General features: G+C 61.2%; 22 protein-coding genes and 1 tRNA gene. 14 read left to right on the forward strand and 9 right to left on the reverse strand.

Going from position 1 to position 23,115, the window contains the following annotated elements:
• Nucleotides 1–117: 117 nt before the first annotated feature.
• Together BUB62_RS09655 and BUB62_RS09660 are read left to right on the forward strand one after the other, a co-directional pair.
• Nucleotides 118–190: transfer RNA gene (locus BUB62_RS09655), tRNA-Gln, on the forward strand.
• Nucleotides 191–384: 194 nt separating this feature from the next.
• Nucleotides 385–1,314: a ribose-phosphate pyrophosphokinase gene (locus tag BUB62_RS09660; protein WP_073109264.1), complete on the forward strand. Its 930-nt coding sequence runs from the start codon at nt 385–387 to the stop codon at nt 1,312–1,314.
• A gap of 327 nt (nt 1,315–1,641) precedes the next feature.
• Here BUB62_RS09660 and BUB62_RS09665 read toward each other — a convergent pair whose 3' ends face one another.
• Entirely contained in the window at nt 1,642–3,537 is a 1,896-nt protein-coding gene (locus BUB62_RS09665) for a CocE/NonD family hydrolase (protein ID WP_073109266.1), read from the reverse strand.
• 233 nt (nt 3,538–3,770) lie between these two features.
• Between BUB62_RS09665 and BUB62_RS09670 the strand changes: the two genes are divergently transcribed.
• The gene (locus BUB62_RS09670; protein WP_073109269.1) at nt 3,771–4,343 is read left to right on the forward strand and encodes a 50S ribosomal protein L25/general stress protein Ctc; all 573 of its coding nucleotides are present in this window, start codon (nt 3,771–3,773) and stop codon (nt 4,341–4,343) included.
• A gap of 156 nt (nt 4,344–4,499) precedes the next feature.
• Entirely contained in the window at nt 4,500–5,069 is a 570-nt protein-coding gene (gene pth, locus BUB62_RS09675) for an aminoacyl-tRNA hydrolase (RefSeq protein WP_073109272.1), read from the forward strand.
• Between the two features lie 86 nt (nt 5,070–5,155).
• Here pth and metG read toward each other — a convergent pair whose 3' ends face one another.
• Nucleotides 5,156–7,201, reverse strand: a complete 2,046-nt coding sequence (metG, locus tag BUB62_RS09680; RefSeq protein WP_073109275.1) for a methionine--tRNA ligase — start codon at nt 7,199–7,201, stop codon at nt 5,156–5,158.
• A gap of 211 nt (nt 7,202–7,412) precedes the next feature.
• Here metG and BUB62_RS09685 point away from each other — a divergent pair, with 211 nt between their 5' ends.
• Nucleotides 7,413–8,048, forward strand: a complete 636-nt coding sequence (locus BUB62_RS09685; protein WP_073109278.1) for a hypothetical protein — start codon at nt 7,413–7,415, stop codon at nt 8,046–8,048.
• Between the two features lie 65 nt (nt 8,049–8,113).
• On the opposite strand, the gene BUB62_RS09690 is transcribed toward BUB62_RS09685, so the two are convergent.
• From BUB62_RS09690 to msrB, 3 genes are all read right to left on the reverse strand, one after another.
• Nucleotides 8,114–8,446, reverse strand: coding sequence for a hypothetical protein (locus BUB62_RS09690; RefSeq protein WP_143164098.1), 333 nt, complete (start codon nt 8,444–8,446; stop codon nt 8,114–8,116).
• A gap of 72 nt (nt 8,447–8,518) precedes the next feature.
• Nucleotides 8,519–9,313, reverse strand: a complete 795-nt coding sequence (locus tag BUB62_RS09695) for a DUF3050 domain-containing protein (RefSeq protein WP_073109707.1) — start codon at nt 9,311–9,313, stop codon at nt 8,519–8,521.
• Between the two features lie 147 nt (nt 9,314–9,460).
• The gene (gene msrB, locus BUB62_RS09700) at nt 9,461–10,018 is read right to left on the reverse strand and encodes a peptide-methionine (R)-S-oxide reductase MsrB (protein WP_073109283.1); all 558 of its coding nucleotides are present in this window, start codon (nt 10,016–10,018) and stop codon (nt 9,461–9,463) included.
• Nucleotides 10,019–10,207: 189 nt separating this feature from the next.
• On the opposite strand from msrB, the gene typA reads away from it, so the two are divergent.
• Entirely contained in the window at nt 10,208–12,016 is a 1,809-nt protein-coding gene (gene typA, locus BUB62_RS09705) for a translational GTPase TypA (protein WP_073109286.1), read from the forward strand.
• A gap of 128 nt (nt 12,017–12,144) precedes the next feature.
• Complete coding sequence (locus BUB62_RS09710; protein WP_073109289.1) at nt 12,145–12,381, forward strand: hypothetical protein; 237 nt, start codon at nt 12,145–12,147, stop codon at nt 12,379–12,381.
• A 169-nt stretch (nt 12,382–12,550) separates the two neighbouring features.
• Here the strand turns inward: BUB62_RS09710 and BUB62_RS09715 are convergent, their stop codons facing one another.
• Both BUB62_RS09715 and BUB62_RS09720 read right to left on the reverse strand, forming a co-directional pair.
• Nucleotides 12,551–13,354, reverse strand: a complete 804-nt coding sequence (locus BUB62_RS09715) for a class I SAM-dependent methyltransferase (RefSeq protein ID WP_073109292.1) — start codon at nt 13,352–13,354, stop codon at nt 12,551–12,553.
• A 74-nt stretch (nt 13,355–13,428) separates the two neighbouring features.
• Complete coding sequence (locus BUB62_RS09720; protein ID WP_073109295.1) at nt 13,429–13,707, reverse strand: acylphosphatase; 279 nt, start codon at nt 13,705–13,707, stop codon at nt 13,429–13,431.
• Between the two features lie 127 nt (nt 13,708–13,834).
• Between BUB62_RS09720 and BUB62_RS09725 the strand changes: the two genes are divergently transcribed.
• On the forward strand, nt 13,835–16,015 hold the full coding sequence (locus BUB62_RS09725; protein WP_073109298.1) for a TonB-dependent receptor: 2,181 nt from the start codon (nt 13,835–13,837) through the stop codon (nt 16,013–16,015).
• Here the strand turns inward: BUB62_RS09725 and BUB62_RS09730 are convergent.
• Nucleotides 16,012–16,821, reverse strand: a complete 810-nt coding sequence (locus BUB62_RS09730; RefSeq protein ID WP_073109301.1) for a TrmH family RNA methyltransferase — start codon at nt 16,819–16,821, stop codon at nt 16,012–16,014. The genes BUB62_RS09725 and BUB62_RS09730 overlap by 4 nt on opposite strands.
• A 100-nt stretch (nt 16,822–16,921) precedes the next feature.
• On the opposite strand from BUB62_RS09730, the gene BUB62_RS09735 reads away from it, so the two are divergent.
• The 6 genes from BUB62_RS09735 (at nt 16,922) to BUB62_RS09760 (ending at nt 21,341) form a co-directional block, all read left to right on the forward strand.
• Nucleotides 16,922–18,436: a sensor histidine kinase gene (locus tag BUB62_RS09735; RefSeq protein ID WP_073109303.1), complete on the forward strand. Its 1,515-nt coding sequence runs from the start codon at nt 16,922–16,924 to the stop codon at nt 18,434–18,436.
• A 68-nt stretch (nt 18,437–18,504) separates the two neighbouring features.
• Nucleotides 18,505–18,915: a response regulator gene (locus BUB62_RS09740; RefSeq protein ID WP_073109304.1), complete on the forward strand. Its 411-nt coding sequence runs from the start codon at nt 18,505–18,507 to the stop codon at nt 18,913–18,915.
• Nucleotides 18,916–18,990: 75 nt separating this feature from the next.
• A complete protein-coding gene (locus BUB62_RS09745; RefSeq protein ID WP_073109305.1) occupies nt 18,991–19,728 on the forward strand; it encodes an endonuclease III domain-containing protein in 738 nt (245 codons plus the stop codon).
• Between the two features lie 256 nt (nt 19,729–19,984).
• A complete protein-coding gene (locus BUB62_RS09750) occupies nt 19,985–20,185 on the forward strand; it encodes a hypothetical protein (RefSeq protein ID WP_073109306.1) in 201 nt (66 codons plus the stop codon).
• Between the two features lie 78 nt (nt 20,186–20,263).
• Nucleotides 20,264–20,467 (forward strand): DUF167 domain-containing protein, encoded by a 204-nt coding sequence (locus tag BUB62_RS09755; protein WP_262490505.1) that lies wholly within the window; start codon nt 20,264–20,266, stop codon nt 20,465–20,467.
• A 76-nt stretch (nt 20,468–20,543) separates the two neighbouring features.
• Entirely contained in the window at nt 20,544–21,341 is a 798-nt protein-coding gene (locus BUB62_RS09760) for a ZIP family metal transporter (protein ID WP_073109307.1), read from the forward strand.
• 222 nt (nt 21,342–21,563) lie between these two features.
• Here BUB62_RS09760 and BUB62_RS09765 read toward each other — a convergent pair whose 3' ends face one another.
• Nucleotides 21,564–22,952, reverse strand: coding sequence for an ammonium transporter (locus BUB62_RS09765; RefSeq protein ID WP_073109308.1), 1,389 nt, complete (start codon nt 22,950–22,952; stop codon nt 21,564–21,566).
• Nucleotides 22,953–23,115: the final 163 nt, after the last annotated feature.

Here is a 23,115-nt window from a genome sequence, read left to right on the forward strand (position 1 = left end):
AGGGCTTTATTCATCTGGGACCAGAAAAAATGTTGGAAAAATTTTTGCCTGAAAATTTGCCTCCCATAATTCCGGTAGTACATTTGCACACCCAAACAGCACACTGGTTTGGTTTTTTGTCCGATGGTGTAACTGGCAACACGCTTGATTTTGATTCAAGAAAGTCCAGGTTCGAGCCCTGGTCGGACAACTCTCGAGTAACGCGAAAGGCGCTGATGCTTCCTCCCCGGAAGAATCGGCGCCTTTCGCTTTTTGCACCACTAATGCCGCTGATTCTACGCTGATTTCACCAACCGCTCAAAAAACCCGCCCTCAATCAGCGGAATCAGCGCATGCTCTGCGTCATCTGTGATCCATCAGTGATTCATCCTTCTCCCCTTTGCCATGTCACAGCGTGTTAAAATCTTCGCGGGAAATGCTTCTCACGAACTCGGTGAAAAAATTGCGGCCGCCTACGGCCAGCCCCTCGGCGACCTGAGCATCCAGCGCTTTGCCGATAAGGAGTTGGGCCCCAGCTTCAACGAAAGCGTGCGGGGCTGCGCCGTGTTCCTGATTCAAAGCACCAACCCGCCGGCCGAAAACCTGATGGAGCTGATGCTGATGGTGGACGCCGCCAAGCGCGCCTCGGCCGCCTCCGTGACCGTGGTGATGCCCTACTACGGCTACGCCCGCCAAGACCGCAAAGACAAGCCCCGCGTGAGCATCGGGGCCAAAGTAGTGGCCGACTTCATTCAGAGCGTGGGCACCGACCGCCTGATGACCTGCGACCTGCACGCAGGCCAGATTCAGGGCTTCTTCGATATTCCCGTCGATCATCTGGATGGGGCCACCGTGACGGCCCCATACATCAAGTCATTGAACCTGGACAACCTCATCTTCGCCTCGCCCGACGTGGGCGGCGTGGTGCGCACGCGGGCCTTTGCCAAGAAGTTCGGGGCCGAAATAGTGGTGTGCGACAAGATGCGCCTGCGGGCCAACGAAATTGCCTCCATGCAAGTAATTGGCGACGTGACGGGCATGAATGTGGTGCTGGTGGATGACATTGTGGACACGGCCGGCACCATCTGCAAGGCCGCCGAGCTGCTAATGGAGCGCGGGGCCAAGTCGGTGCGAGCCGTGATTACGCACGCCGTGCTCAGTGGCCCGGCCCACGAGCGAATCCGCAACTCGGTGCTGGAAGAGTTGATTGTGTGCGACACAATTGCGCTACGTGAGGAAAACCCAAAGGTGAAAGTAGTATCACTGGCTAGCTTGTTTGCCCGCGCCATTCACAATGTGGTGTCGCACGAGAGCATAAGCTCGCTGTTTGTATAGAGCCGCATGGACTTTTCTACCCTGCCTGCTCCTGTACATTCCATATCAGCCGTTGCGGGCGGGGCTCTGATAGTTTTTTTATTTTTTGCTACCCTGAGCTGGTCATTTCCAGCTGGCCCATTTAAGCCCAACTTTATGCGCTTGCTGCTGGGACTGGCCGGCAGTACGTTGATTATACTGATTATGCGGTTTATTGTCCGGCTCTATGTTAGTCGAATGACTGGACAATAAGCTTACATATTTTTGGCGTCGTCGTTATGATTTGAGCAGTAAAAAGGCCGCTCAACCGGATGGTTGAGCGGCCTTTTTACTGCCGAGGCAGAGCGGTTATTTCACAATAGTCGGCAGCACTTCCACGTCCAGGAAACTGTCGCCGAAGACGCTGTGGGTGGCTTTCACGTAGTCGCTTTCGTTGGCTTTGTAGGGGTTTTCAACGAAGGTCTGGGGGTTGCGGGCAATTAAGGGGAACCAGGTGCTTTGCACCTGCACCATAATGCGGTGGCCTTTCTTGAAGGTGTGCAACACGTCCTGCAAGCGGAAATCGACGGCGGTTTTCTCGTTGGCGACCAGCGGCTCGGGCTTCTCGAAGCTGTGGCGGAAACGGGCGGGCATCACCTCGGAGCGCACCATCTGCCAGTAGTTGCTGAGCATGATGTTCTTGTTGGGCAGGTAGGCATGGTTGGCCTCGTCGGGCGGATACACGTCGATGAGCTTCACCACCCAGTCGGCATCGGTGCCGGTGGTGGCTACTTGCAGCTTGGCCATGATTTCGCCGCCAAGCGTCACGTCATTGGCCAATATATCGGTCTGGTACACGAGCACATCGGGGCGGCGGCCAGCGAAGCGCTGGTCTTCGCTCATGTAGTTGAATGGCGTGAAGCCCATGGTGGTGGTCAGGTCGTCGGTGTAGGGTACGGGCTTGAGCGGGTCGCTCACGAAGCTCAGGGCGCCGGGCGTGGCGGCGGGCTGGGCGTCGAGCTTGCCGTTGGCGCTGAGGTAGAGCTTCTGGTGCGTGGCCGTGGCGGCGGGCCACTGCGGGAAGGTTTCCCAGCGCTTGTTGCCCGTGTCGAACAGGTAGGCTTCGGGCAGGCCGGAGTTCTTATCGCCGTTGCCTTTCAGGAAGTGGGCGAAGAATTTCGCCTCGATGTTGCGCTGGTAGAACGTGGCGATGCTGTCGCCGAAATACACGTTGCTGTGCAGCGTGTGGCCGGTTTCGCGCGACCAGCGGCCGTGCCCGAACGGGCCCATGACGAGCGTATTGTAGGTACCGGGGCTTTTCTGCTCGATGGTTTTGTAAATGGAAAGCGGGCCGCGCAGGTCTTCGGCATCAAACCAGCCGCCTACGGTCATCACGGCGGGCTTCACGCCGGCTTTGTAATGCTCAGGCAGGCCGCGCTGCTTCCAGAACGCGTCGTAATTGGGGTGATTGACGGTTTCCTGCCAGAAGAAATTGTCGCCGTAGTACTTGTCCACGTTCTTCAGCGGGCCCATATCCAGCATAAACTGGTAGCCGTCTTTGGTGGCGGGCTTGATGAAGCTCGCATCATACCACGACTTGCTGGTAGTATCCTGCTTCTGCACCCCGAACACCGGGTAGGTAAACAGGTAGGACTGCAGAAAGGCGCCGTTGTGGTGGAAGTCGTCGAAGAAAAAGTCGGAAACCGGGGCCTGGGGCGAGGAGGCTTTCAGCGCGGGGTGGTTGGAGAGGATGCCAGCGGCGGTGTAGAAGCCGGGGTAGGAAATACCCCACTGGCCCACGCGGCCATTGTTGTGGGCCACTTTTTTCACCAGCCAGTCGATAGTATCAAACGTGTCGGAGCCTTCGTCCACGTCCTTTTTGCCCTGTTTTTTGTCCAGCACGGGCGTCATGTTGGTCCAGGTGCCCTGGCTTTTCCAGCGCCCGCGCACATCCTGATACACGAAGATGTAGCCCTGCTTCATCATGGTTTCGGAGGGGCCGAGGCGGGCGGGATAGTTGCCCGCGCCGTAGGGCGCCACGCTATAGCAGGTGCGCTGCATCATGATGGGATATTTCTTCCCGGCCCCGGCATCTTTGGGCGAGTAAATGGCCGTGAACAGCTTCACGCCGTCGCGCATGGTGATGTAGATTTCCTGCTTGGTGTAGTGCTCTTTGGGGTAAGTAGCGGGCGGGGCGGGCGTTTGGGCAAAGAGCGACAGGCTACAGAGCGTGAGCAGCCAGATAAGCGGCGTACATCTTTTCATGCGGGGCAGATTAAGGGGAAGGATGCTTAAATGTAGGAGGTTTGCCTCTGAAACAGGCCAGCCTGGCCGGCTGCGGGGCGCACGTTTCTTTGCTCCAAAGAAAGAGCCGCCGGGCTTTATAACCAGCCGGCGCTAGCAACTCTACCGTGGGTTCCCTATCTTTGCGGCCCGTTTTGGGCTGATTTTCAGCCGGGGCGGATTTCACATCTTCATTTTCTCAAAAACACAAGCTTATGAAAAGCCTCGAGATTGTAGGGTTTAAAAGAGCGAATCTCGGTAAGAAGGATGCCAAAGCGTTGCGTCTTGACTCGTATGTACCGTGCGTATTGTACGGTGGTGCCGAGCAGGTTCACTTCTCGACTCCCGCTATCCTCTTCCGCGAACTGCTATACACGCCCGAAGCCCACATCGTTGATCTGAACGTGGAAGGCACGCTGTACCGCGCTATCGTGCAGGACGCTCAGTTCCACCCCGTGAATGAAATGCTGCTGCACGTTGACTTCCTCCAGCTGGAAGAAGGCAAAGAAGTGAAGATGGATATTCCCGTGAAGTACATCGGCGTTTCGCCGGGCGTGCTGGCCGGTGGCAAGCTGGTAAGCAAGCTGCGCAAAGTGAAGGTGAAGGCGCTGCCCGAGAACCTGCCCGACTACGTTGAAGTAAACATTGGTGGTCTGGAGCTGGGCAAATCGGTGAAAGTGGGCCAAGTAGAGCCAAAAGGCTATACCATCCTGACCAACGTCGCGTCGCCAATTGCCACCGTGGCCATCCCACGCGCGCTGAAAGGCACCCTGAACGCCGACAAGTAAGACCACGGATTCGCGCGGATTTTTCGGATTTTGTGCACGAACCCCCTGCGTTATACCGAAAGCCGCCCCAACTTTGGGGCGGCTTTTTTGCGGCCTGTGCGCTAAGCGCCTTTGCCAGCTACCAAATCCGTGGAATCCGTCTAATCCCAAAAATCCGTGAGCAAGTTTCTAGTGCTCTGCCTGGGCAACATTGGCCCCGAATACGCCGATACCCGCCACAACGTGGGGTTCATGGTGGGCGACTACCTGGCCCGCAAGCATGACGCGGTGCCCTGGGAGCTGGGCCGCCACGCCTTCACCACCGAAATCAAGGCCAAGGGCAAAACCTACGTGCTGGTGAAGCCCACCACCTACATGAACCTGAGCGGCAAGGCCGCCGCCCACTGGCTGAGCGCCCTGAAGCTGACCAAGGAAAATATGCTGGTGGTCACCGACGACCTGGCCCTGCCCTACGGCAAGCTACGCCTGAAGGCCAAAGGCTCGGCCGGCGGCCAGAACGGCCTCAAGCACATCCAAGAAACCCTGGGCACCGACGAATACGCCCGCCTGCGCTTCGGCATCGACTCCAGCTTCAGCAAGGGCCGGCAGGTCGACTACGTGCTCAGTCCTTTCTCCGCTGATGAGAAGATTGACCTGGAAGCCCGCCTGGAAAAGGCCGCCGAGGCCGTGCTGGCCTTCGGCGCCCTGGGCGTGGAGCGGGCCATGAACGTGGTGAACGTGAAATAAAGAAGTGAGACTTCTGTGCCGACGACGCCAATGGGTCGCCAGCACGAAAGTCTCACTTCGTATGTCTCAAAGTCTCAGGTCTATTGCTACGCCACGCCTGAACCCGGCCGTACGGGGCTGCTGGGCTGCATCAGCGACAGCACGCCATCGGCGTTTTCGGCCATCAGCAGCATCCCCTGGCTCTGAATCCCCTTGATTTCGCGGGGGGCCAAGTTCAGCAGTACCTGCACCTGCTGGCCGATGAGGGCTTCGGGCAAAAAGTGCTCGGCGATGCCCGACACGATGGTGCGCGGCTCGTCGAAGCCGAGGTCTACGGAGAGTTTGAGTAGCTTCTTGGTTTTGGCCACTTTCTCGGCCGCCACGATGGTGCCGATGCGCAGGTCCATGGTCTGGAACTGCTCGAAGCTCACGTCATCCTTGGCAGGCGCGGCTACGGCAGCAGCCATTTCGTTGGCTTTCTTCGTATCGAGCAGCTTCTGCACCTGGGCTTCCACGGTGGCATCCTCGATTTTGTCGAAGAGCAGTGCGGCGGCTCCTATTTCGTGGCCGGCGGGCAGCGCGTCGGGGCGGCCGGCAGCTTGCCAGGGGCCTTTTTCCAGGCGCAGCATGGTGCCCAGCGTGGCGGCGGCGGTAGGCAGGAAGGGCTCCAGCAGCGTGACCAAGCCAGCGGCCAATTGCAGGGCAATGTGCATGACGGTGGCAGTGCGGGCCTCGTCGGTTTTGATGAGCTTCCAGGGCTCGGTTTCGGCCAGGTACTTGTTGCCGGCGCGGGTCAGGTTCATCAGCTCGTTCAGCGCGTCGCGGAAGCGGTAGTTTTCGATCAGCTCGCCGATGCGCTGGGGGAATTCGGCCAGCTGGGCCAGCACTTCCCGGTCAATGTCCTGCAGCTCGGCCGCAGCCGGCACTTTTCCATCGTAAAACTTGTGGGTAAGCACCACGGCGCGGTTCACGAAGTTGCCCAGGTTGGCCACCAGCTCATTGTTGTTGCGGGCCTGAAAGTCCTTCCAGGTGAAGTCGTTGTCCTTGTTTTCGGGGGCGTTGGCGCAGAGCACGTAGCGCAGCACGTCGGCCTTGCCGGGAAAATCCTGCAGGTATTCGTGCAGCCACACGGCCCAGTTGCGCGAGGTAGAAATCTTGTCGCCTTCCAGGTTCAGGAACTCGTTGGCGGGCACGTTGTCGGGCAGGATGTAGTCGCCGTGGGCCTTGAGCATCGTGGGGAAGATGATGCAGTGGAACACGATGTTGTCTTTGCCGATGAAGTGCACCAGCTTGGTGCCGGCGTCTTTCCAGTAAGTTTCCCAAGTGTCGGGCAGCAGGTCTTTGGTGGCCGAGATGTAGCCGATGGGCGCATCAAACCATACGTAGAGCACTTTGCCCTCGGCCCCGGCCACCGGCACGGGCACGCCCCAGTCCAGGTCGCGGGTCACGGCGCGCGGGTGCAGGCCCTGGTCGATCCAGGATTTGCACTGCCCGTACACGTTGGCTTTCCAGTCGGCTTTGTGGCCTTCCACAATCCACTCGCGCAGCCAGGGCTCGTATTGGTCGAGGGGCAGATACCAGTGCTTGGTTTCGCGCAGCACGGGCTGGTTGCCCGAAAGCATGGAGCGGGGCGAAATCAGCTCGGTGGGGCTCAATGAGGAGCCGCATTTCTCGCACTGGTCGCCGTAGGCATTCTCGTTGCCGCAGTTGGGACAGGTGCCCACGATGTAGCGGTCGGCCAGAAACTGGTCGGCTTTCTCGTCATAATACTGCTTGGAGGTCTGCTCAATGAACTTGCCTTCCGCATACAGCTTCTTGAAAAAGCCGCTGGCCACTTCGCTGTGCGTTTGGGAGGACGTGCGCGAATAAATATCGAACGACACGCCGAAATCCTGGAACGAGTCGCGGATGATGGCGTGGTACTTATCCACCACCTGCTGGGGCGTGATGCCTTCCTTCTGGGCCCGGATGGTGATGGGCACGCCGTGCTCGTCGGAGCCACAGATAAATTTCACGTCGCGGCCCTGGGCCCGCAGGTAGCGCACATAAATATCGGCGGGCAGGTACACGCCGGCCAGGTGGCCGATATGCACCGGGCCATTGGCGTAGGGCAGCGCCGCCGTGACGGTATAGCGTTGAGGAACAGCTTGCATGAGCGAAGAAAAAACAGAAGAAATAGCGCGGAAAAACCGAATTCCGGCGCAAAAAATCGGGAGTTAAACCGCAAAGAAACGGCGAAAAAGCAGGAAATGCCCAGCCAAAAAATGGTTGGTATCGTTTCAGGAATGAATTGCTCTATATTTGAATATAAGCGCGCCCATCAACCTCCTTTTCCTGATCCTTTCTCCCCAACCTTTCCATACCATGAAAAAAGACGCCCAGGACAAGCCGGAAAAAAAGGCCAAAAAAGATCCGGCTCAGAAAGCCCAGCGCAAAGCCGCCAAAGCCGCTTCCCGCGCTTCCGACACGATGACCTCCGTGCAGGCCGATAAAAAGTCGGATCAGAAGAAGTCGCTCAAAGCCGCCGCCAAGCAGCTGCAGAAAGAGCTGGACGGCCGCATCTCGGAAGTAGTGAAGCGCATTCGCAAAGAAACCAAGGCCAAGTTGAAGGAAGTGGTGAAAGACGCCACCCGCCGCTTGGACGTGGACACGGAGCGCATGTTTGAGCAAGCGCTGCACACGATAGTGCGCAACTACGAAAGCGGCACCCCCGCCGCCTCCGACAGCATCTCGACGGAAACCACTGCTGCCCCGGCCCCGGCCAGAAGACCAGCACCGCGCCCCGCCGCCAAGCCCGCCGCTGCCACGGTCAATGGTGCCGCCAGCAAAGCCCGGCCCGCCGCTGCCGCCAAACCAGCGGCTTCGGCTGCTCCTGCCAGCCGCAACCGCAGCCGGCCCGCTGCCACTGCCGCCGGCAAGCGCCCGGCCCCGGCTAAAGCCGTGAATGGCACCGCCGGCACTGCTGCCACCGACACCAATAACGCCAGCGACGTAAGCTAAACCGGTACCTGACTACCCGAATAAACCGGCCCGCTCCTTCTGCTGAAGGGGCGGGCCGTGTGCGTTCAGGGCCGGCGTAGCGTATCGGCGGGGGCGTTGTTGAGGCGGCGCAGGCGGGTTTCGGGCGTGGTGTTGTTGGGGTCGTTGGTGTTCAGGGTTTCGACGCGCTTGCGGGCGTTGGTGCCGCTGGCCTGCTCACCCAGCCTTACCCGGCCGGGCGTGGCATCGGGCACCGAGCCGCCGGCCCCGGCATTGCTATTGTAAGCGGCCTGGCGGTCGGCATCGGAGCGGATGGTGTTGGGCACCGGGGCGCGGTCTACTTCAGCGGTAGTTTCCTGCGAGGTGGTGCAGGCGGTCAGCAGCAAGCCCAAAACGGGGGCAAAAAGACGGTTTTTCATCGGTAGAGAACCAAAGCAGCCCCAAAGCCGGGGCCGCCCTGGTACAACGCGCATCGCCGGGCGGAAGTTGGATTATCGCGCCGTCGGCACCGCCGCGCTCAGCGTCTGGCGGATGCCGTTCCAGAGACCCACACGAGCCTGCATGCAGCGGGCGGCCACGTCGCGGCAGTCGGTCCAGCGCTGGTCATCCTGGCCGCACAGCTCGCGCACCATCTGCTCGGCCAGCGGCGTGTGCACTTCCTCGTCCAGCTGAATGTGGCGGTCAAGGTAGTAGGTGAACGTATCGAGTTGGCCGGGAAAGCGCTGGCGCAGGTCAGCAATGAGGTGGCGGAACATATCCGGAATTACGTCTTCGCGGCCAAACGTGAAGGCGGCAGCTACGGCATGGGGCTTGCCCGAATTGATAATGCTGAACGTGCTGAGCACAAACTGCTGCACGGCATACGGCGCATCAGCCTTCAGCAGCGCCTGCTCCACCGACTCGCCCACCGATAGCGCATCGAGCAACCGATGGATGGGCTGCGTATCGGCCCCGCATTCTTCCATTGCCCTGATATACAGCTCGAAATGGCTGGCAGGCTGACCGTGCTGGTCCACATCGGTTTCCTCTTCCAACACGATTTCGTTGATGAGGCGGCGCGTGGCCGGGTTGCCGCGCGGCACCCACGGCACCGTCACGCAGGTCAGGTCGCGCTGCAGGCACTTGAGCAAGGACATGAAGTCCCAGACGGCAAATACGTGGTACTCCATGAACTGGCGCAGGTCGGCCAGGGAGTGCAGGCCCTGGTATACGCTGTGCGAAATGAGCTGTTCGCGGGCCGGGGCCAGCTGTTCGTGCAGGGTCTGGATGGGGTCGGTGGAAGGCATGGGCGCGGGCGAACCGGCCGGTTCGCGGTTGGTGAGAAGATACAAGCTCAAAAGGACCCCACAAAGTTCGGCAGTGACCAGCGGGCTTACAAAAGGGCCTGCCGACAACTTGCTGTCGGCAGGCCCGCACCGGGGGCGGAAACCCGGCTACTTTTTCTCGAAAATCATGGCATCCGAGTCCATGCAGTAGCGCTGACCGGTGGGCTTGGGGCCGTCGTCGAAGACGTGGCCGAGGTGGCCGCCGCATTTGGCGCACACTATCTCGTCGCGGCTCATACCCAACGTATTATCGGCCGTTACTTTCAGGCTGCTGTCGGTGGCCGGAGCCCAGAAGCTGGGCCAGCCAGTGCCCGACTCAAACTTGGTTTCGGACGAGAACAGTAGGTTGTGGTCGGCGGCGCAGTAGTAGTTGCCCTTGGCGTGGTTGTCGTGGTATTTGTTGGCGAAAGGCCGCTCGGTGCCCTGCTGGCGCAGAATGAAATACTGAGCCGGCGTAAGCTGAGCTTTCCACTGGGCATCGGTTTTCCGGATCGGAAACTCGTCGGGCCGGCCGGTCACGACCTGGGGCTTGGGGTAAGCTTTTGCGGCGGCGGTGGGCTTGGTAGGGGCCTGGGGCTTTTCCTGAGCCACGGCCTGGCGCTTCTGGGAGCAGGCCGTACCCAGGGTCAGGGTCGATAAAAGCAGAATCAGCAGGGAAGAGCGCATGTGCGGGAAGCGGGTTAGGTCAGGAATCGGGGCCGGCAAAGCAGCCGGCGTTGCTGCCCAAACATACGCGGCCGGCGCAGGGTTCGGTTCTTTTTCGCCGGTGCGTTTCAGTTTCAGGAAGTTATCATTTTGGTCGCGCGGGCTATTGCGCCAAACATTCCGTACCTTTGCGCCCGGAAAAACCTTTGTATGCAGAACATTCGGAATATCGCAATCATTGCGCACGTTGACCACGGCAAGACCACGCTCGTGGACAAAATCATTCACGCCTCGAAGCTGTTCGATGAGCATCAGCACTTCGACGACCTGATCCTGGACAACAACGACCTGGAGCGTGAGCGAGGCATCACCATCGTCTCCAAGAACGTATCGGTTCGCTATAAGGACGTTAAAATCAACATCATCGACACGCCTGGTCACGCCGACTTCGGCGGCGAGGTGGAGCGCGTACTGAAGATGGCCGACGGCGTACTGCTGCTCGTGGATGCCTTCGAAGGTGCCATGCCCCAGACCCGTTTCGTGCTGGGCAAAGCCATCGATCTGGGCCTGAAGCCGATTGTGGTGGTGAATAAAGTGGACAAGGAAAACTGCCGCCCCGATGAGGTGCACGAGCAGGTTTTCGACCTCATGTTCAACCTCGGAGCCAACGAAGACCAGCTGGACTTCGTGACCCTGTATGGCTCCAGCAAGCAAGGCTGGATGAGCACCGACTGGAAAGTCAAAACCGATAACATTATCCCGCTGCTGGATGCCGTTGTGGCTTCCATTCCGCCCGCTCCTACCCTGGACGGCACGCCCCAGATGCAGGTTACCTCGCTTGACTACTCGTCGTTTGTGGGCCGTATCGCCATTGGCCGGGTGCACCGCGGCACGCTGAAGGAAGGCGCCAACATGAGCCTGGTGAAGCGCGACGGCACCATTAAGAAGGTGAAGATCAAGGAGCTGCAGGTATTCGAAGGCCTGGGCCGCAACAAGGTCTCCGAAGTTAGCTCGGGCGAAATCTGCGCCGTGACCGGCATCGAGGGCTTCGACATTGGCGACACCATCGCCGATGCCGAAAACCCCGAGGGACTGGCCGTTATCAGCATCGACGAGCCGACGATGAACATGCTGTTCACCATCAACAACTCGCCGTTCTTCGGCAAGGAAGGCAAGTTCGTTACCTCGCGCCACCTGCGCGACCGGCTGTTCAAGGAAACCGAGAAAAACCTGGCGCTGCGCGTCAAGGAAACCGATAAGGAAGATACGTTCCTCGTATACGGCCGCGGTATTCTGCACTTGTCAGTCCTCATCGAGACGATGCGTCGCGAAGGGTTTGAGCTGCAGGTTGGTCAGCCGCAGGTGCTGTTCCGTGAGGACGACAACGGCAACCGCACCGAGCCCATCGAGCACTTGGTAGTGGACGTACCGGAGGAAACCGCGGGCAAGGTGATTGAGCTGGTGACGATGCGCAAGGGTGAATTGACCATTATGGAGCCGAAAGGCGACCTGCAGCACCTGGAGTTCAACATCCCCGCTCGTGGTTTGATCGGGCTGCGCAACAACGTGCTGACGGCTACCGCTGGTGAGGCCATCATGAACCACCGCTTCGCTTCGTACGAGCCCTACAAGGGCGTGATTCCCGGCCGTATCTCCGGCTCGCTGATTTCGATGGATACGGGTGCCGGCACCGCGTACACCATCGATAAGATGCAGGACCGCGGCGAGTTCTTCGTGGATCCGGGTGAGGAAGTATACGCCGGCCAGGTTATCGGCGAGCACACCCGCCCGAACGATTTGACCATCAACATCCAGAAAGGCAAGAAGCTCACGAACATGCGCGCCTCGGGCACGGATGACAACGTGAAAATTGTGCCCAAGCGCCAGTTCTCGCTGGAAGAAGCCATGGAATACATCCAGAAGGATGAGTACCTGGAAGTAACGCCGAAATCGGTGCGGATGCGCAAAATTCTGCTCGACGAAAACGAGCGTCTGCGCTATGCTAAGAAGATCGACTAGTCTTTGAAATTCGCTTTTCAACGAACAAAGGGGCGCGGCGAAAGCTGCGCCCCTTTGTTCGTTGGTGGAAGTATCGGCAGCGAAGCTGTTTGCGTATCTTCGCTTACCAATCTGTTGTCTTCTCCCCTATGGATTCTGAAAATCGCAACAAGCGTGACCTGCCCGAAGTGGTAGCTGATATTCTGATTACGCTGGATAGAGTACAGCAGACGCAGGAGCAGATGCTACAAACGCAACAGCAGATGCAGCAGACGCAGAAGATGCAGCATGAGCAGATAGTCAGTATCTTCAACAACATGACCACGGCCGTGCTCGATGCCATGAACCGGCAGACGGACCGCTACGACCGGGTACAAACCGCCTAAACCACGCAGAAAACCGAGGTCCGGGAGCTGCGGCAGCGGCTCGAAAACCTGGAGAAAGTGGTTTATAAGAAAGCCGGCTAGCTTCCTGACAAACAAATTCCCGTGCCCCGGACCCAGAGCGCAGCAAAGGCGGCCCTGGGTCCGGGGCTTTTTTTGGCGCGGCAGGCCGCTACCGCTTGCGCAGCAGCCATACATCCTGGCTGGCGGCGCTGCCCTGCCGCTCGCCGGGAAGGTGCTCCAGCACCTCGCAGTGCCGACCGAATAGCGTCTGCAGATACTCCGTGGGCTGGAAGGCGGCAAACACGCGGTGGCCCTCGTCCACGTTGCTGCGAATCACGAGCTGGTCGGCGTCGAAAGCGGCCCGCTCCGCGGCGGTCATGATGGCGCGGAAGGCGGCCCCGTGGGTGGTGAACAGCAGCACGCCGCCGGGCCGCGTCACGCGCAGCAGCTCATCGTACCAGCGTTGGTGGCCCTGGGCCGAGAGGTGGGTGAAGATGGAAATACCGTACACGGCATCAAACGTGTCGGCGGCGGCCTGCAGGGGCGGGTCGATGCCGTTGAGCAGGAACTGGATACCGGGCAGATGCTGCCGACACCATTCGATGGAGCGGGCGTTGTAGTCGGTGCCGGTGTAGCGGCAGCCGTGGCCTACTACCGCGGGCAGGTGGCGGATGACGCGGGCCGGGCCGCAGCCCCAGTCGAGGATATGCTGGTCGTGCAGCGGCAGATGGCGGGCCAGGTGGTCGCGCACCCACTGGGCGGTTTCGCGGCCGCCTTCGTAGTATTTGCGGTAGTTGAGCTGGAAGGACTCGTACATCAGATAGTCCGGCGGCAGCGCCACGGCGGGGTTGGCGGCACGGAAAGCCTGGTTGGGCCGGCGGTTGCGGAAGCGCAGCAGAGCGTAGCGGGCCCGGTCGGCGGCGTGCATCAGGCCGGCCCGGCGGAGCACGTTGGTCAGAAATCCTTTATTCATAGCCGCAATATTTCATTTTGAATGATGATGAGCCGCTGCCAGTGCCAGCCCAGAATGCCGCGCCAGCTGCCGGCTCAGCGGCGCACCTCAAACCCTGAGAAGCCTACCACCGGCCCCTTTTCTACCGCCACCTGCTCTACGCGGGCCGCGGGCGGGCCGTGGTAGCACCAGGCTTCCAGGGTCGCCAGCGCTTCGGGCGGACCTTCCGCTTCGATGGTTACGCTGCCGTCGGAGTTGTTGCGGGCGTAGCCGGTGAGGCCCAGCGCCTGGGCCTGCTGGCGGGCGCTCTGCCGGAAAAACACGCCCTGCACGCGGCCTTGGATATGAAAAGTACGGTGCTCGAAGTTCATCATGAGAAGTATTTTAGCCTGAAATAAAGATGTTTCAGCCTGTGGTACGTAGCAAAGTCCCGCAGCAACGCGGCCGGCACGACTTCAAGATATCTTCATGTGGGTCGGCGTTGCTTTACACCCTATGCGTATGCGTTTTCTGCTCCTGCTTGGTTTTCTAATTTGCGCACCGGCGGCCTGGGCGCAACATACGCTACGGGCCGTGGTGCGCGACTCCGCCACCCGCCAAGCGTTGCCGGGCGTGAGCGGAGTGGTGCGGGGCACCACCCAGGGCGCCACCACCAACGGCCAGGGCCTGCTCACCATCGACAACGTAGCGGGCCCTACGGCGGAGCTGGTTCTCAGCTACCTGGGCTACCGGGCCACCACAGTGCGCGTGGCGCTGCCCCAAACGGGTGGGCCGCTGCTGGTACTGCTGGCCCCGTCGGCCAATGCGCTTGATGAGGTGGTAGTGACCAGCACGCGCACCAACTCCCGCATCGAAGACCTGCCCACGCGGGTGGAGGTGCTGGGCGAGGAGGAGCTGCAGGAAGAAAACGCCATCAAGCCCGGCAACATTGCCTCCCTGCTCGGCGACATTGCCGGCACCCAGATTCAGCCCACCCAACCTACTACCGGCAACGCCGACCTGCGCATACAGGGCTTGCAGGGGCGCTACTCGCAGATGCTGCGCGACGGGCTGCCGCTGTTCGGGGGCTACGCCGGCTCGTTCGGGATTCTGCAGGTGCCGCCCCTGGATCTGCGCCAGATTGAGCTGATCAAGGGCTCGTCGAGCACGCTGTACGGGGGCGGCGCCATTGCGGGCCTCGTGAATCTGGTGAGCAAGCAGCCCCGGCTGGGCCACGCCGAGCACAGCATCACGCTCAACCAAAGCACGCTGCGCGAAAGCAACCTCAACGGCTTTTTCTCGGGCCGCACTCAAAAAGCGGGCTACACGCTGTTTGCGGGCGGCACCCGCCAGCAGGACGTGGACGTGGACGGCGACGGTTTCACGGATGTGCCGCGCCTGCGTAGCCTCACGGTGCACCCGCGCCTGTTTTTCTACCCCAACCGGCTGGGGCAGCTGGCCGTGGGCTATACCGGTACTGTGGAAGACCGCCAGGGTGGCGACCAGCGCGTGGTGCGCGAAGGCTCCGATGCCCTGCACCAGTATTTCGTGACCAACAAAATGCAGCGCCACACCGCCGATGTGGTGTACACGCAGGACAGCGTGATGGGCGGTGGCCTCACGGTGAAAGGCACGCTTAGCAGCTTCGGGCGGCGCGTGCGCACTAACACCGTGGATTTTCGGGCGCGGCAGCTGTCGTATTTCTCGGAGCTGAGCTACCTGCACCGGCTGGGCGGGCAGCACACGGTGGTGGCCGGGCTGAACTTCAACGGCGAGCAGCTGCGCCCCCAGGATGGCCCTTCGGCGCTGCCGGCCGGCCGCTATACCTACGCCACCGTGGGCGGCTTCGTGCAGGACGACTGGCAGCCCGTGGCCCAGCTGACGGTGCAGGGCGGTCTGCGCCTCGACCATCACAACCAGTACGGCACGTTTCTGCTGCCGCGCCTGGCGCTGCTCTACCGCTTCTCCGAAACCGTGACCTCGCGCCTGAACGGCGGCCTGGGCTACCGCGTGCCGGTGCCGTTCGTAAATGAGCTGGATGAGCGCGACTACCCGCAGATTCAGCCGCTGATAGGGTTGAAAGCGGAGCGCTCTACGGGGCTGAACTGGGACGTAAACTACCAGCGCAGCTTCTCGCCTACGCTCACGCTGAACCTGAACCAGTCGTTTTTCTACACCCGCCTCAACGCGCCGCTGGTGCTGCCCGATGCCGCCGCCACGCCCGGCATGGTGCCGCTGGCCTGGTACAACGCGGCCCGGCCGGTAGTCAGCCAGGGCTTTGAAACCTACGTGCGCCTGCGCGCCGACGAAACCGAGCTGTACCTGGGCTACGTCTTCACCTATGCCCGCCGCCGCTACGACGCCGTGCATCCTAACGTGGAGCTGGCCGCGCGCCACAAGCTGGCCGCCGTGGCTACGCAGGAGTTTTCCGAGCATTTTGCCTTGGGTATTGAGGCCAGCTACACGGGGCAGCAGTATCTTTCTGATGGCCGCCGCACGCCGGGCTACCCCATTCTGGCCGGGCTGGCGCGCTATACCCAGGGCCCGCTCACGCTCGTGCTCAACGGCGAAAACCTCATCGACTACCGTCAGACGCGCCGCGAAGCCGTGGTACTGGGCTCGCGCCTCAACCCCGACTTCCCACAGCTCTGGGCCCCGGTGGAAGGGCGCGTCATCAATCTGTCGGCGACGGTGCGATTTTAGCCCCGCTGCCGCACGGCCTCAAACGTGAGAATGGCCGTGGCGGTGCTCACGTTGAGCGAGTCGATGTAGCCGGCCATCGGGATGATGATGGTCTGGTAGCAGGCTTCGCGCAGCTCGGGCGTGAGGCCGTCGGCTTCGGTGCCCATCACGAAGGCCGTGGGGCCGCGGAAGTCGAGCTGGGTGTAGGGGCGGGCTTGGGGCGTGAGAGCGGCGGCGTAGGTGCGGATGCCCTTTTCGGCGCACCAGGCCAGCAGCTCCTGGCGGGTGGTGGCCACGGTGGGCACCGTGAAAATACAGCCGATGCTGGAGCGGATGGCGTTGGGGTTGTAGAGGTCGGTGCGCGGGTCGCAGATGATGACGGCATCGGCCTGGGCGGCGTCGGCGGTTCGTAGGATGGCCCCCAGGTTGCCGGGCTTCTCCACGGCTTCCAGCACCAGCAGCAGCGGGTTTGGGGGCAAATCGAGGTCGGAGAGCGTGCGGTGCGGGGGGCGCACCAGGGCCAGCACGCCGTCGGAGCCTTCGCGGTAGGCCACTTTCTCAAACACGGCTTTCGACACCGAAAACCGCTCCGGAAGCGCGCCAAACAGGGTTTCCAGCTCCCGTAGCTGGGCATCGGTGGCCAGCTCGGGGCACACGAACAGCGCCTGCACCGCCACGCCGGCCTGGTGCGCAATGGTCAGCTCGCGGTGCCCCTCAATGATGGTGAGGTTCTGCTGGCGGCGCTCCGACGACTTCTGCTGGAGCTTGAGCAGGTTCTTGATGCGCGGATTCTGGGGACTGGTGATGCTGTCGGGGGCGGCGGGCATGGCAGAGGGAAGGCTGGAACGGGCACGAAGATACGCAGGGCACCGGGCGGGCGGTGCGCCGGTTAGCGTATGTGCGGCCAAGCCCGTAGGTTTGTCATCTATGCGTCTAAAACTCAACACGAAAATCCTGCTGGGCTTTGCCGTGGCGGCGGCGGTGCTGCTGCTCACGTCCATCGTTTCATACCGCAGCATCCGGCAGCTTACCGTGCATACCAAAATGGTGGAGCACACCTACCAGGTGCTGCAGGCGGCCGAGCATCTCACCTCGCAGGTGCGCGAAGCCGAGTGGCGGGTGCGCGGCTATCTGCTCACCAACGATGCGGATTATCTGCAGAACTACGGGTCTTCGCGCCAGAAAGTGGAGCAGAGCTTCCGCCGGCTCGCGCAGCTCACGGCCGACAATCCGGCCCAGATAGAGCGGCTGGACTCGATGCAGGTGCTCGTGCTGCGGCAGTTTGCCAATATGCAGACGCTCATCCGGCCCCGCCAGGCCCTCACGCCGTCGTCGATGCGCACCATTCTGGATACCGGCCGCCAGACGATGCGAGCCATCAATGGGTTGTTTGAGCGCATCAAGAGCAATGAAATGGCGCTGCTAACCGAGCGCAACCGCCAGCAGACGCTCTACGAAACCATTGCGCCCATCACCATCATTGTGTCGGCGGTGCTGGCTATTCTGATTACGCTGTGGCTGTTTTTCAAGATTTCGCGCGAGCTGACGGCCAATGAGCAGCTGCAGGCGCAGCTGGTGCTCACCAACCAGGAAACGGCCCGCCGCATTGAGATAGTGGAGCACCTGGCCGCGCAGGTGCTGGCCGGCGACTACAAGGTGAAGATCAAGGACAAAGAGCAGGATAGCCTGGGCAACCTGGCCGGCCTGCTCAACCGCATGACGCAGCGGCTGGACGAAAGCTTCGGGGCCCTCGAAAACCGCAATAAGGAGCTGGATCAGTTTGCCTACGTGGCCTCGCACGATCTGAAAGCGCCGCTACGGGGCGTGATGACCATCGTGAAGTGGATTGATGATGAGCTGAGCGCCGAAATAAGCCCGCAGCTGCGCCAGTACCTCGACATGATGAAGGGCCGCCTGGCCCGCCTCGAAGACCTGATCAACGGCCTGCTGGCCTACGCCCGCATCGGGCGCACCGGGCAGAAGATAGAGCAGGTAGATGTGCAGCAGCTGGTGAGCGAGGTGACGGAAATGGTGGTACCCGCCGCGTTTCAGGTCACCATTGCCGACCCGCTGCCCACGCTGCTGACCGACCGGCTGAGTTTGCAGCAGGTGTTCACCAACCTGTTCAGCAATGCCGTGAAGTACCACCACCTGGGCACGGGCACCATCACGGTGCGCTGCCACGAAGGCAAGAAGGACTATGAATTCACCGTAGCCGACGACGGGCCGGGCATCGCGCCGGAGTACCACGAAAAGATTTTTCTGATGTTTCAGACCCTGCGCGACCGGCACACGGCTGAAAGCACCGGCATCGGGCTCAGCATCGTCAAGAAGATCATCGACGAGCAGAAGGGCTCCATGCGCGTCAACTCGGCCGTGGGGCAAGGCGCGGCCTTTATCTTTACCTGGCCTAAAGCGGCGGCCAATGACAAAGTGGCGTAGCGCCGGCTTTGCGGCCCGCTTTGTGTTAGCCCCGGCTGCTGTTCTCTCCACCTTCCGTTCCCCGTTCTATGCGCTCTGCCCTGCTGGTTGAAGACGACTTTTTTGACACGATGACCGTGCAGAAGTCCTTCGAGAAATTCAGTATTCCGCACAAGCTCTACACCGCCTTCAACGGCCTGGAGGCGCTGGATCTGCTGCTGGGCCGCAACGGCGCGGAGCCCATCAGCCCGCTGCCCGAGGTGATTCTGCTGGATCTGAACATGCCCAAAATGAACGGGCACGAGTTCCTGGCCGAAATCCGCGCCCACGAGGCGTTGCGCGACATTCCGGTGTTCATTATCACCACCTCGGCCATGGATGTGGACCGGCTCAGCGCCCAGAACCTGGGCGTGCACGGCTACATTCTCAAGCCGCTGGACTTTGAAACCAGCACCGATATGGTGGACAGCATCAGCCTGCTGGAGCAGCTGCTGAAGTAGCTGGTGGGTTGGGCGCTTTTCTTTGCCCCGCTTCGGCCATAACCCCGAGCGGGCGGAGTTGCGTAAGCGCCTACCATGCCTGCCTCCCCCACTCCTACCCTAGCCGATTTTGCTACGCTTCAGGCCAAGGCTCTGCTGGTGCACGAGCGCCTCTGCGCCCAGTACGGAGCCCCGTTCCGGTTTTTCAATGAGCTGGATGCGTTGAGTGAGCTGATTAGCTCTCTACTTTCGCACCGCACCAAAAACGCCGATTCGCACCGCGCCTACCAGCAGCTGCGCGCCCGCTTCCCCACCTGGGACGCGGTGCGCGACGCGCCCACGGCCGAGGTGGAGGCCGCCATCAGCCCCTGCACTTGGCCCGAGCAGAAAGCGCCGCGCCTGCAGGCCGTGCTGCGCGAAATCGGTGAGCGGTGCGGCGGCCCCTGCACCCTCGATTTTCTGGCCGATATGCCCGTGGCCGAGGCCCGGGCCTGGCTGGAATCCATTTCGGGCGTGGGGCCTAAAACCAGCGCCGCCACGCTGCTGTTCAGCACCCTGCGCATCGCGGCCATGCCCGTCGATAGCCACCACCACCGCGTGGCGCAGCGCCTGGGGCTCATCGGCCCCAAAGTGGGCGAAGGACCGGCCCATAAGCTGCTCGAAGCCCTGCTCCCACCCGACTGGGACGCGCAGCAGGTATACGACCACCACGAGGCCTTCATGTACCACGGTCAGAAGTGCTGCTACTTCCATACGCCCGCCTGCGGCCGCTGCGTGGTGCTGGACCAGTGCCCGTTCGGGCAGGCCCGGCTGGGAGGAGTGGTGAAGTTGTGAAGTGGTGAAGTTGCGGAGTGGTGAAGCCTGTCATTGCGAGCAAAGCGAAGCAATCCGTCCTGGACAATGAGCTAATCCTTATTTCAGCAAAAAGCCCTGACGTATGCCTTGCGTCAGGGCTTTGCAGTGAAAAGGAGTTGGGTACATTTGAGAGGATGGATTGCTTCGTCCTTCGTCCTCGCAATGACAGGCTTCACCACTCCGCAACTTCACCACTTCACAACTCCACCACCTCACAACTCCACTAATTCACTGCATGAAACCTACCTACGGATTACCGGCACTGCTTTCCTTTTTCATTCCCGGCCTGGGGCAGCTTATCAAAGGACAATTTATCAAAGCGTTTCTGATCTGGGCCGTGGGCGGCGTGGTGGGCTTTCTGCTGGCTTGGACGCTCGTTGTGCCCTTCGTTATCTGGGCCTGGAACGTGTATGATGCTTACAACGACCCAGCCTAAGCCCGCGTGGCCGTACTGCACCTCAAAGCCAAACCCAACGCCCGCGCCAACTAGCTGCTGGTAGCGCCCGACGGCACCGTGACGGTGCGCCTGCAAGCCCCCGCCCACGATGGCAAGGCCAACGCCTGCCTACTGGCCTATCTGGCCGCGGTGTTTGGCCTAAGCAAAGCCAGCGTGACGCTGCTGAGCGGGCACACCGCCCCCTTCAAGAAAGTGGCACTGGCCGGCATAGACGATGCCACGCTGCACGCCGTGCTGGCCCGCCACCAACCCCTGCCCTGACGCGCGACGGCGCAACCCCGGGCGGCGGCCACGTATAAGGGCGCAGTCTGGTTTTTCACCCGTTTTTTATTTCCGCATGACATTTCCTACCTGGGCCCTGGCGGGCTTCTGGGGCCTGGTTTCGGGCTCGGCGCTGCTGCTGGGGGCCGCGCTGGGCTACTTCGCCCACGTGCCGCAGCGCCTGATTGCGGCCATTATGGCCTTCGGCAGTGGCGTTCTTATTTCCACGCTTTCCCTGGAGCTGATGGAGGAGGCCTACCACAAAGGCGGCCTCCATGCCACGGCGCTGGGCTTTGTGGGCGGGGCCGTGGCCTACACGCTGGCCAACTGGCTGCTGGCCCGCGCCGGGGCCAAGCACCGCAAACGCTCCGGCGAGCATCAGCGCGTGGAGCGCGGGCAGGTGCAGCAGGGCCAGAAGGAAGGCACCGAGGCCGGCGACGACAACGGCATGGCCCTGGCCATCGGGGCCCTGCTCGACGGCATTCCGGAGAGTATCGTTATTGGCCTGAGTATGCTGGCGGGTGGGGCGGTGAGCGTGGTGGCCGTAACGGCCATTTTTATGTCGAACCTGCCGGAGGGGCTTTCCAGCGCGGCCGGTATGCGCAAGGCCGGCCGCTCGGCCCGCTATGTACTGCTGCTCTGGGGCGGCATTGCGCTTGTTTCGGGCGTGTCGTCGTTGGTGGGCTACACGGTGTTCAGCCAATTTTCGCCCCAGGTAGTGGCCGCCACCACCGCCATTGCCGCCGGAGCCGTGCTGGCCATGATTGCCGACACGATGATTCCGGAAGCCTTCGAAACTGCCCACAACTTCACCGGCCTGATTACGGTGCTGGGCTTTCTGGCCTCGTTTTTTCTGAGCAAGATGGGCGAGTAGATGGCGGAACAGCCGCAGCGCGGCGGCAGGTTTGTAGAGACCAATCGTAGAAAGAAACAAAGCCGCGTAGCGGTGACAGAGTCGTTCGGGCGGTTCTGTCGCCGCTACGCGGCTTGTTCCTTCTCCTTCCTCTATTTTCTACAAACCTGTCACCGCTACGCGGCTTTGCATTGCTTTGCCCGTAGCGCTTTGGCCTGCATCAGCTTCAAAAAACCTTCCCGCTCAGCCCTGCGCCGGGGTAGGCTCCTTGCGGTAGGAGTGCTCAAATTCTTCGTCGGTGTGGTAGGTGGATTCGGCGTGCTGGCTTAGGTCGAGGCCGCGCTCCTCGTCGGTGGCCTTTACGCGCAGACCGAAGCAGGAATCCGTGATTTTGAGCAGCGCCCACGAGCCCAGAAAGGAATAAACCACCACGATAAGCAGGCCCAGCACGTGGTAGCCAAACAGCGTGGCCGTACCGTGAATCAAGCCGCCGCTTTCGGCAAATACGCCCGTGAGCAGCATGCCCACAATGCCGCCCAGCCCGTGGCAGGGAAACACGTCGAGCGTGTCGTCGATGTTGGTGTAGCTGGTCTGCCAGTGCACAGCCGCCTGACTGATAAGCGCCGCCACCACCCCAATTAGAATGCTCTGACCATACGAGACGTAGCCGGCGGCCGGCGTGATGGCCACCAGCCCTACCACGGCCCCGATGCAGGCACCAACGGCCGTGGGCTTGCCGCCGCGGGCCAGCTCCACCAGCATCCAGGCAATGAGGGCCGCCGCCGAGGCCAGGTTGGTGGTCACGAAGGCTTGGGCGGCCAGCGCATTGGCTCCCAGCGCCGAGCCGGCATTGAACCCAAACCAGCCAAACCAGAGCAGGCCGGTGCCCAGCAGCACGTAGGGCACATTGGGGGTTGCAAAGGGCTGCCGGCTGGCCCCACCCACGCGCGGCCCCAGCACCAGCGCCCCCGCCAGCGCCGCAATGCCGGCCGAGATATGCACCACCGTGCCGCCCGCAAAATCGAGCACGCCCCAGCGCCGCAGAAAGCCGTCGGGGTGCCAGGTCCAGTGCGCCAGCGGGCAGTAGATAAACAGGCAAAACAGCACCATAAAGGCCAGATAGCCCTTAAAGCGCACCCGCTCGGCAAACGAGCCGGTGATGAGCGCCGGCGTGATAACGGCAAATTTGAGCTGAAACGCGAAGAACAGAATGAACGGGATGCCCGGCGACAATACCGGATGCGGAGCCGTACCCACATTGCGTAGCAGCCCAAACGTGAGCGGATTGCCAATCAGGCCGCGCCAGCTGGTGCCGTAGGCCAGCGAAAAGCCCACGAAATACCACACCAGCGTGATAACGCCCAGGGCCACGAAGCTCTGCAGCATGGTGCTGATGACGTTTTTGGGCCGCACCATGCCGCCGTAGAAAAACGACAGGCCGGGCGTCATAATCAGCACGAAGGCGGTAGCGGTGAGCATCCAGGCCACATCGGCGGCATTCAGCGAGCCGGGGGCGGCGGCCGGATGCGGCATTTCTATGAAAGCGGCCGCCAGACTCAACCCAACCAGACCCAGCAGCAGGAAGGCACTGTAGCCGAAACGACGCGCCGGTAAAGTTTCCGTTGTGCTCATAGTGATGCCTTTTGTTATCTAGGGTGAATATAGAAAAACGTGTGCATTTTATACTTACATACCCTATTTCTGTAAGCCCATTTCTAATTCTTTAGTAGTATTCCTTCAAACATACCCTTATAATTGATGCCGTTTTCATGATGAGCCAACTTCACGTTCACCA

The sequence above is a fragment of the Hymenobacter daecheongensis DSM 21074 genome, from assembly GCF_900141805.1.
GTDB classification, from domain to species: Bacteria; Bacteroidota; Bacteroidia; order Cytophagales; family Hymenobacteraceae; genus Hymenobacter; species Hymenobacter daecheongensis.

What these genes read in the sequence shown, in the direction of transcription:
- typA (WP_073109286.1), top strand. Translation starts at nt 10,208, where the DNA reads ATGCAGAACATTCGGAATATCGCAATCATTGCGCACGTTGACCACGGC.
- BUB62_RS09670 (WP_073109269.1), top strand. Translation starts at nt 3,771, where the DNA reads ATGAAAAGCCTCGAGATTGTAGGGTTTAAAAGAGCGAATCTCGGTAAG.
- BUB62_RS09710 (WP_073109289.1), top strand. Translation starts at nt 12,145, where the DNA reads ATGGATTCTGAAAATCGCAACAAGCGTGACCTGCCCGAAGTGGTAGCT.
- BUB62_RS09685 (WP_073109278.1), top strand. Translation starts at nt 7,413, where the DNA reads ATGAAAAAAGACGCCCAGGACAAGCCGGAAAAAAAGGCCAAAAAAGAT.
- BUB62_RS09730 (WP_073109301.1), bottom strand. Translation starts at nt 16,821, where the DNA reads ATGCCCGCCGCCCCCGACAGCATCACCAGTCCCCAGAATCCGCGCATC.
- BUB62_RS09745 (WP_073109305.1), top strand. Translation starts at nt 18,991, where the DNA reads ATGCCTGCCTCCCCCACTCCTACCCTAGCCGATTTTGCTACGCTTCAG.
- BUB62_RS09750 (WP_073109306.1), top strand. Translation starts at nt 19,985, where the DNA reads ATGAAACCTACCTACGGATTACCGGCACTGCTTTCCTTTTTCATTCCC.
- BUB62_RS09660 (WP_073109264.1), top strand. Translation starts at nt 385, where the DNA reads ATGTCACAGCGTGTTAAAATCTTCGCGGGAAATGCTTCTCACGAACTC.
- BUB62_RS09735 (WP_073109303.1), top strand. Translation starts at nt 16,922, where the DNA reads ATGCGTCTAAAACTCAACACGAAAATCCTGCTGGGCTTTGCCGTGGCG.
- msrB (WP_073109283.1), bottom strand. Translation starts at nt 10,018, where the DNA reads ATGCGCTCTTCCCTGCTGATTCTGCTTTTATCGACCCTGACCCTGGGT.
- BUB62_RS09720 (WP_073109295.1), bottom strand. Translation starts at nt 13,707, where the DNA reads ATGATGAACTTCGAGCACCGTACTTTTCATATCCAAGGCCGCGTGCAG.
- BUB62_RS09760 (WP_073109307.1), top strand. Translation starts at nt 20,544, where the DNA reads ATGACATTTCCTACCTGGGCCCTGGCGGGCTTCTGGGGCCTGGTTTCG.
- BUB62_RS09740 (WP_073109304.1), top strand. Translation starts at nt 18,505, where the DNA reads ATGCGCTCTGCCCTGCTGGTTGAAGACGACTTTTTTGACACGATGACC.
- BUB62_RS09765 (WP_073109308.1), bottom strand. Translation starts at nt 22,952, where the DNA reads ATGAGCACAACGGAAACTTTACCGGCGCGTCGTTTCGGCTACAGTGCC.
- BUB62_RS09665 (WP_073109266.1), bottom strand. Translation starts at nt 3,537, where the DNA reads ATGAAAAGATGTACGCCGCTTATCTGGCTGCTCACGCTCTGTAGCCTG.
- BUB62_RS09690 (WP_143164098.1), bottom strand. Translation starts at nt 8,446, where the DNA reads ATGAAAAACCGTCTTTTTGCCCCCGTTTTGGGCTTGCTGCTGACCGCC.
- BUB62_RS09715 (WP_073109292.1), bottom strand. Translation starts at nt 13,354, where the DNA reads ATGAATAAAGGATTTCTGACCAACGTGCTCCGCCGGGCCGGCCTGATG.
- BUB62_RS09695 (WP_073109707.1), bottom strand. Translation starts at nt 9,313, where the DNA reads ATGCCTTCCACCGACCCCATCCAGACCCTGCACGAACAGCTGGCCCCG.
- metG (WP_073109275.1), bottom strand. Translation starts at nt 7,201, where the DNA reads ATGCAAGCTGTTCCTCAACGCTATACCGTCACGGCGGCGCTGCCCTAC.
- BUB62_RS09725 (WP_073109298.1), top strand. Translation starts at nt 13,835, where the DNA reads ATGCGTTTTCTGCTCCTGCTTGGTTTTCTAATTTGCGCACCGGCGGCC.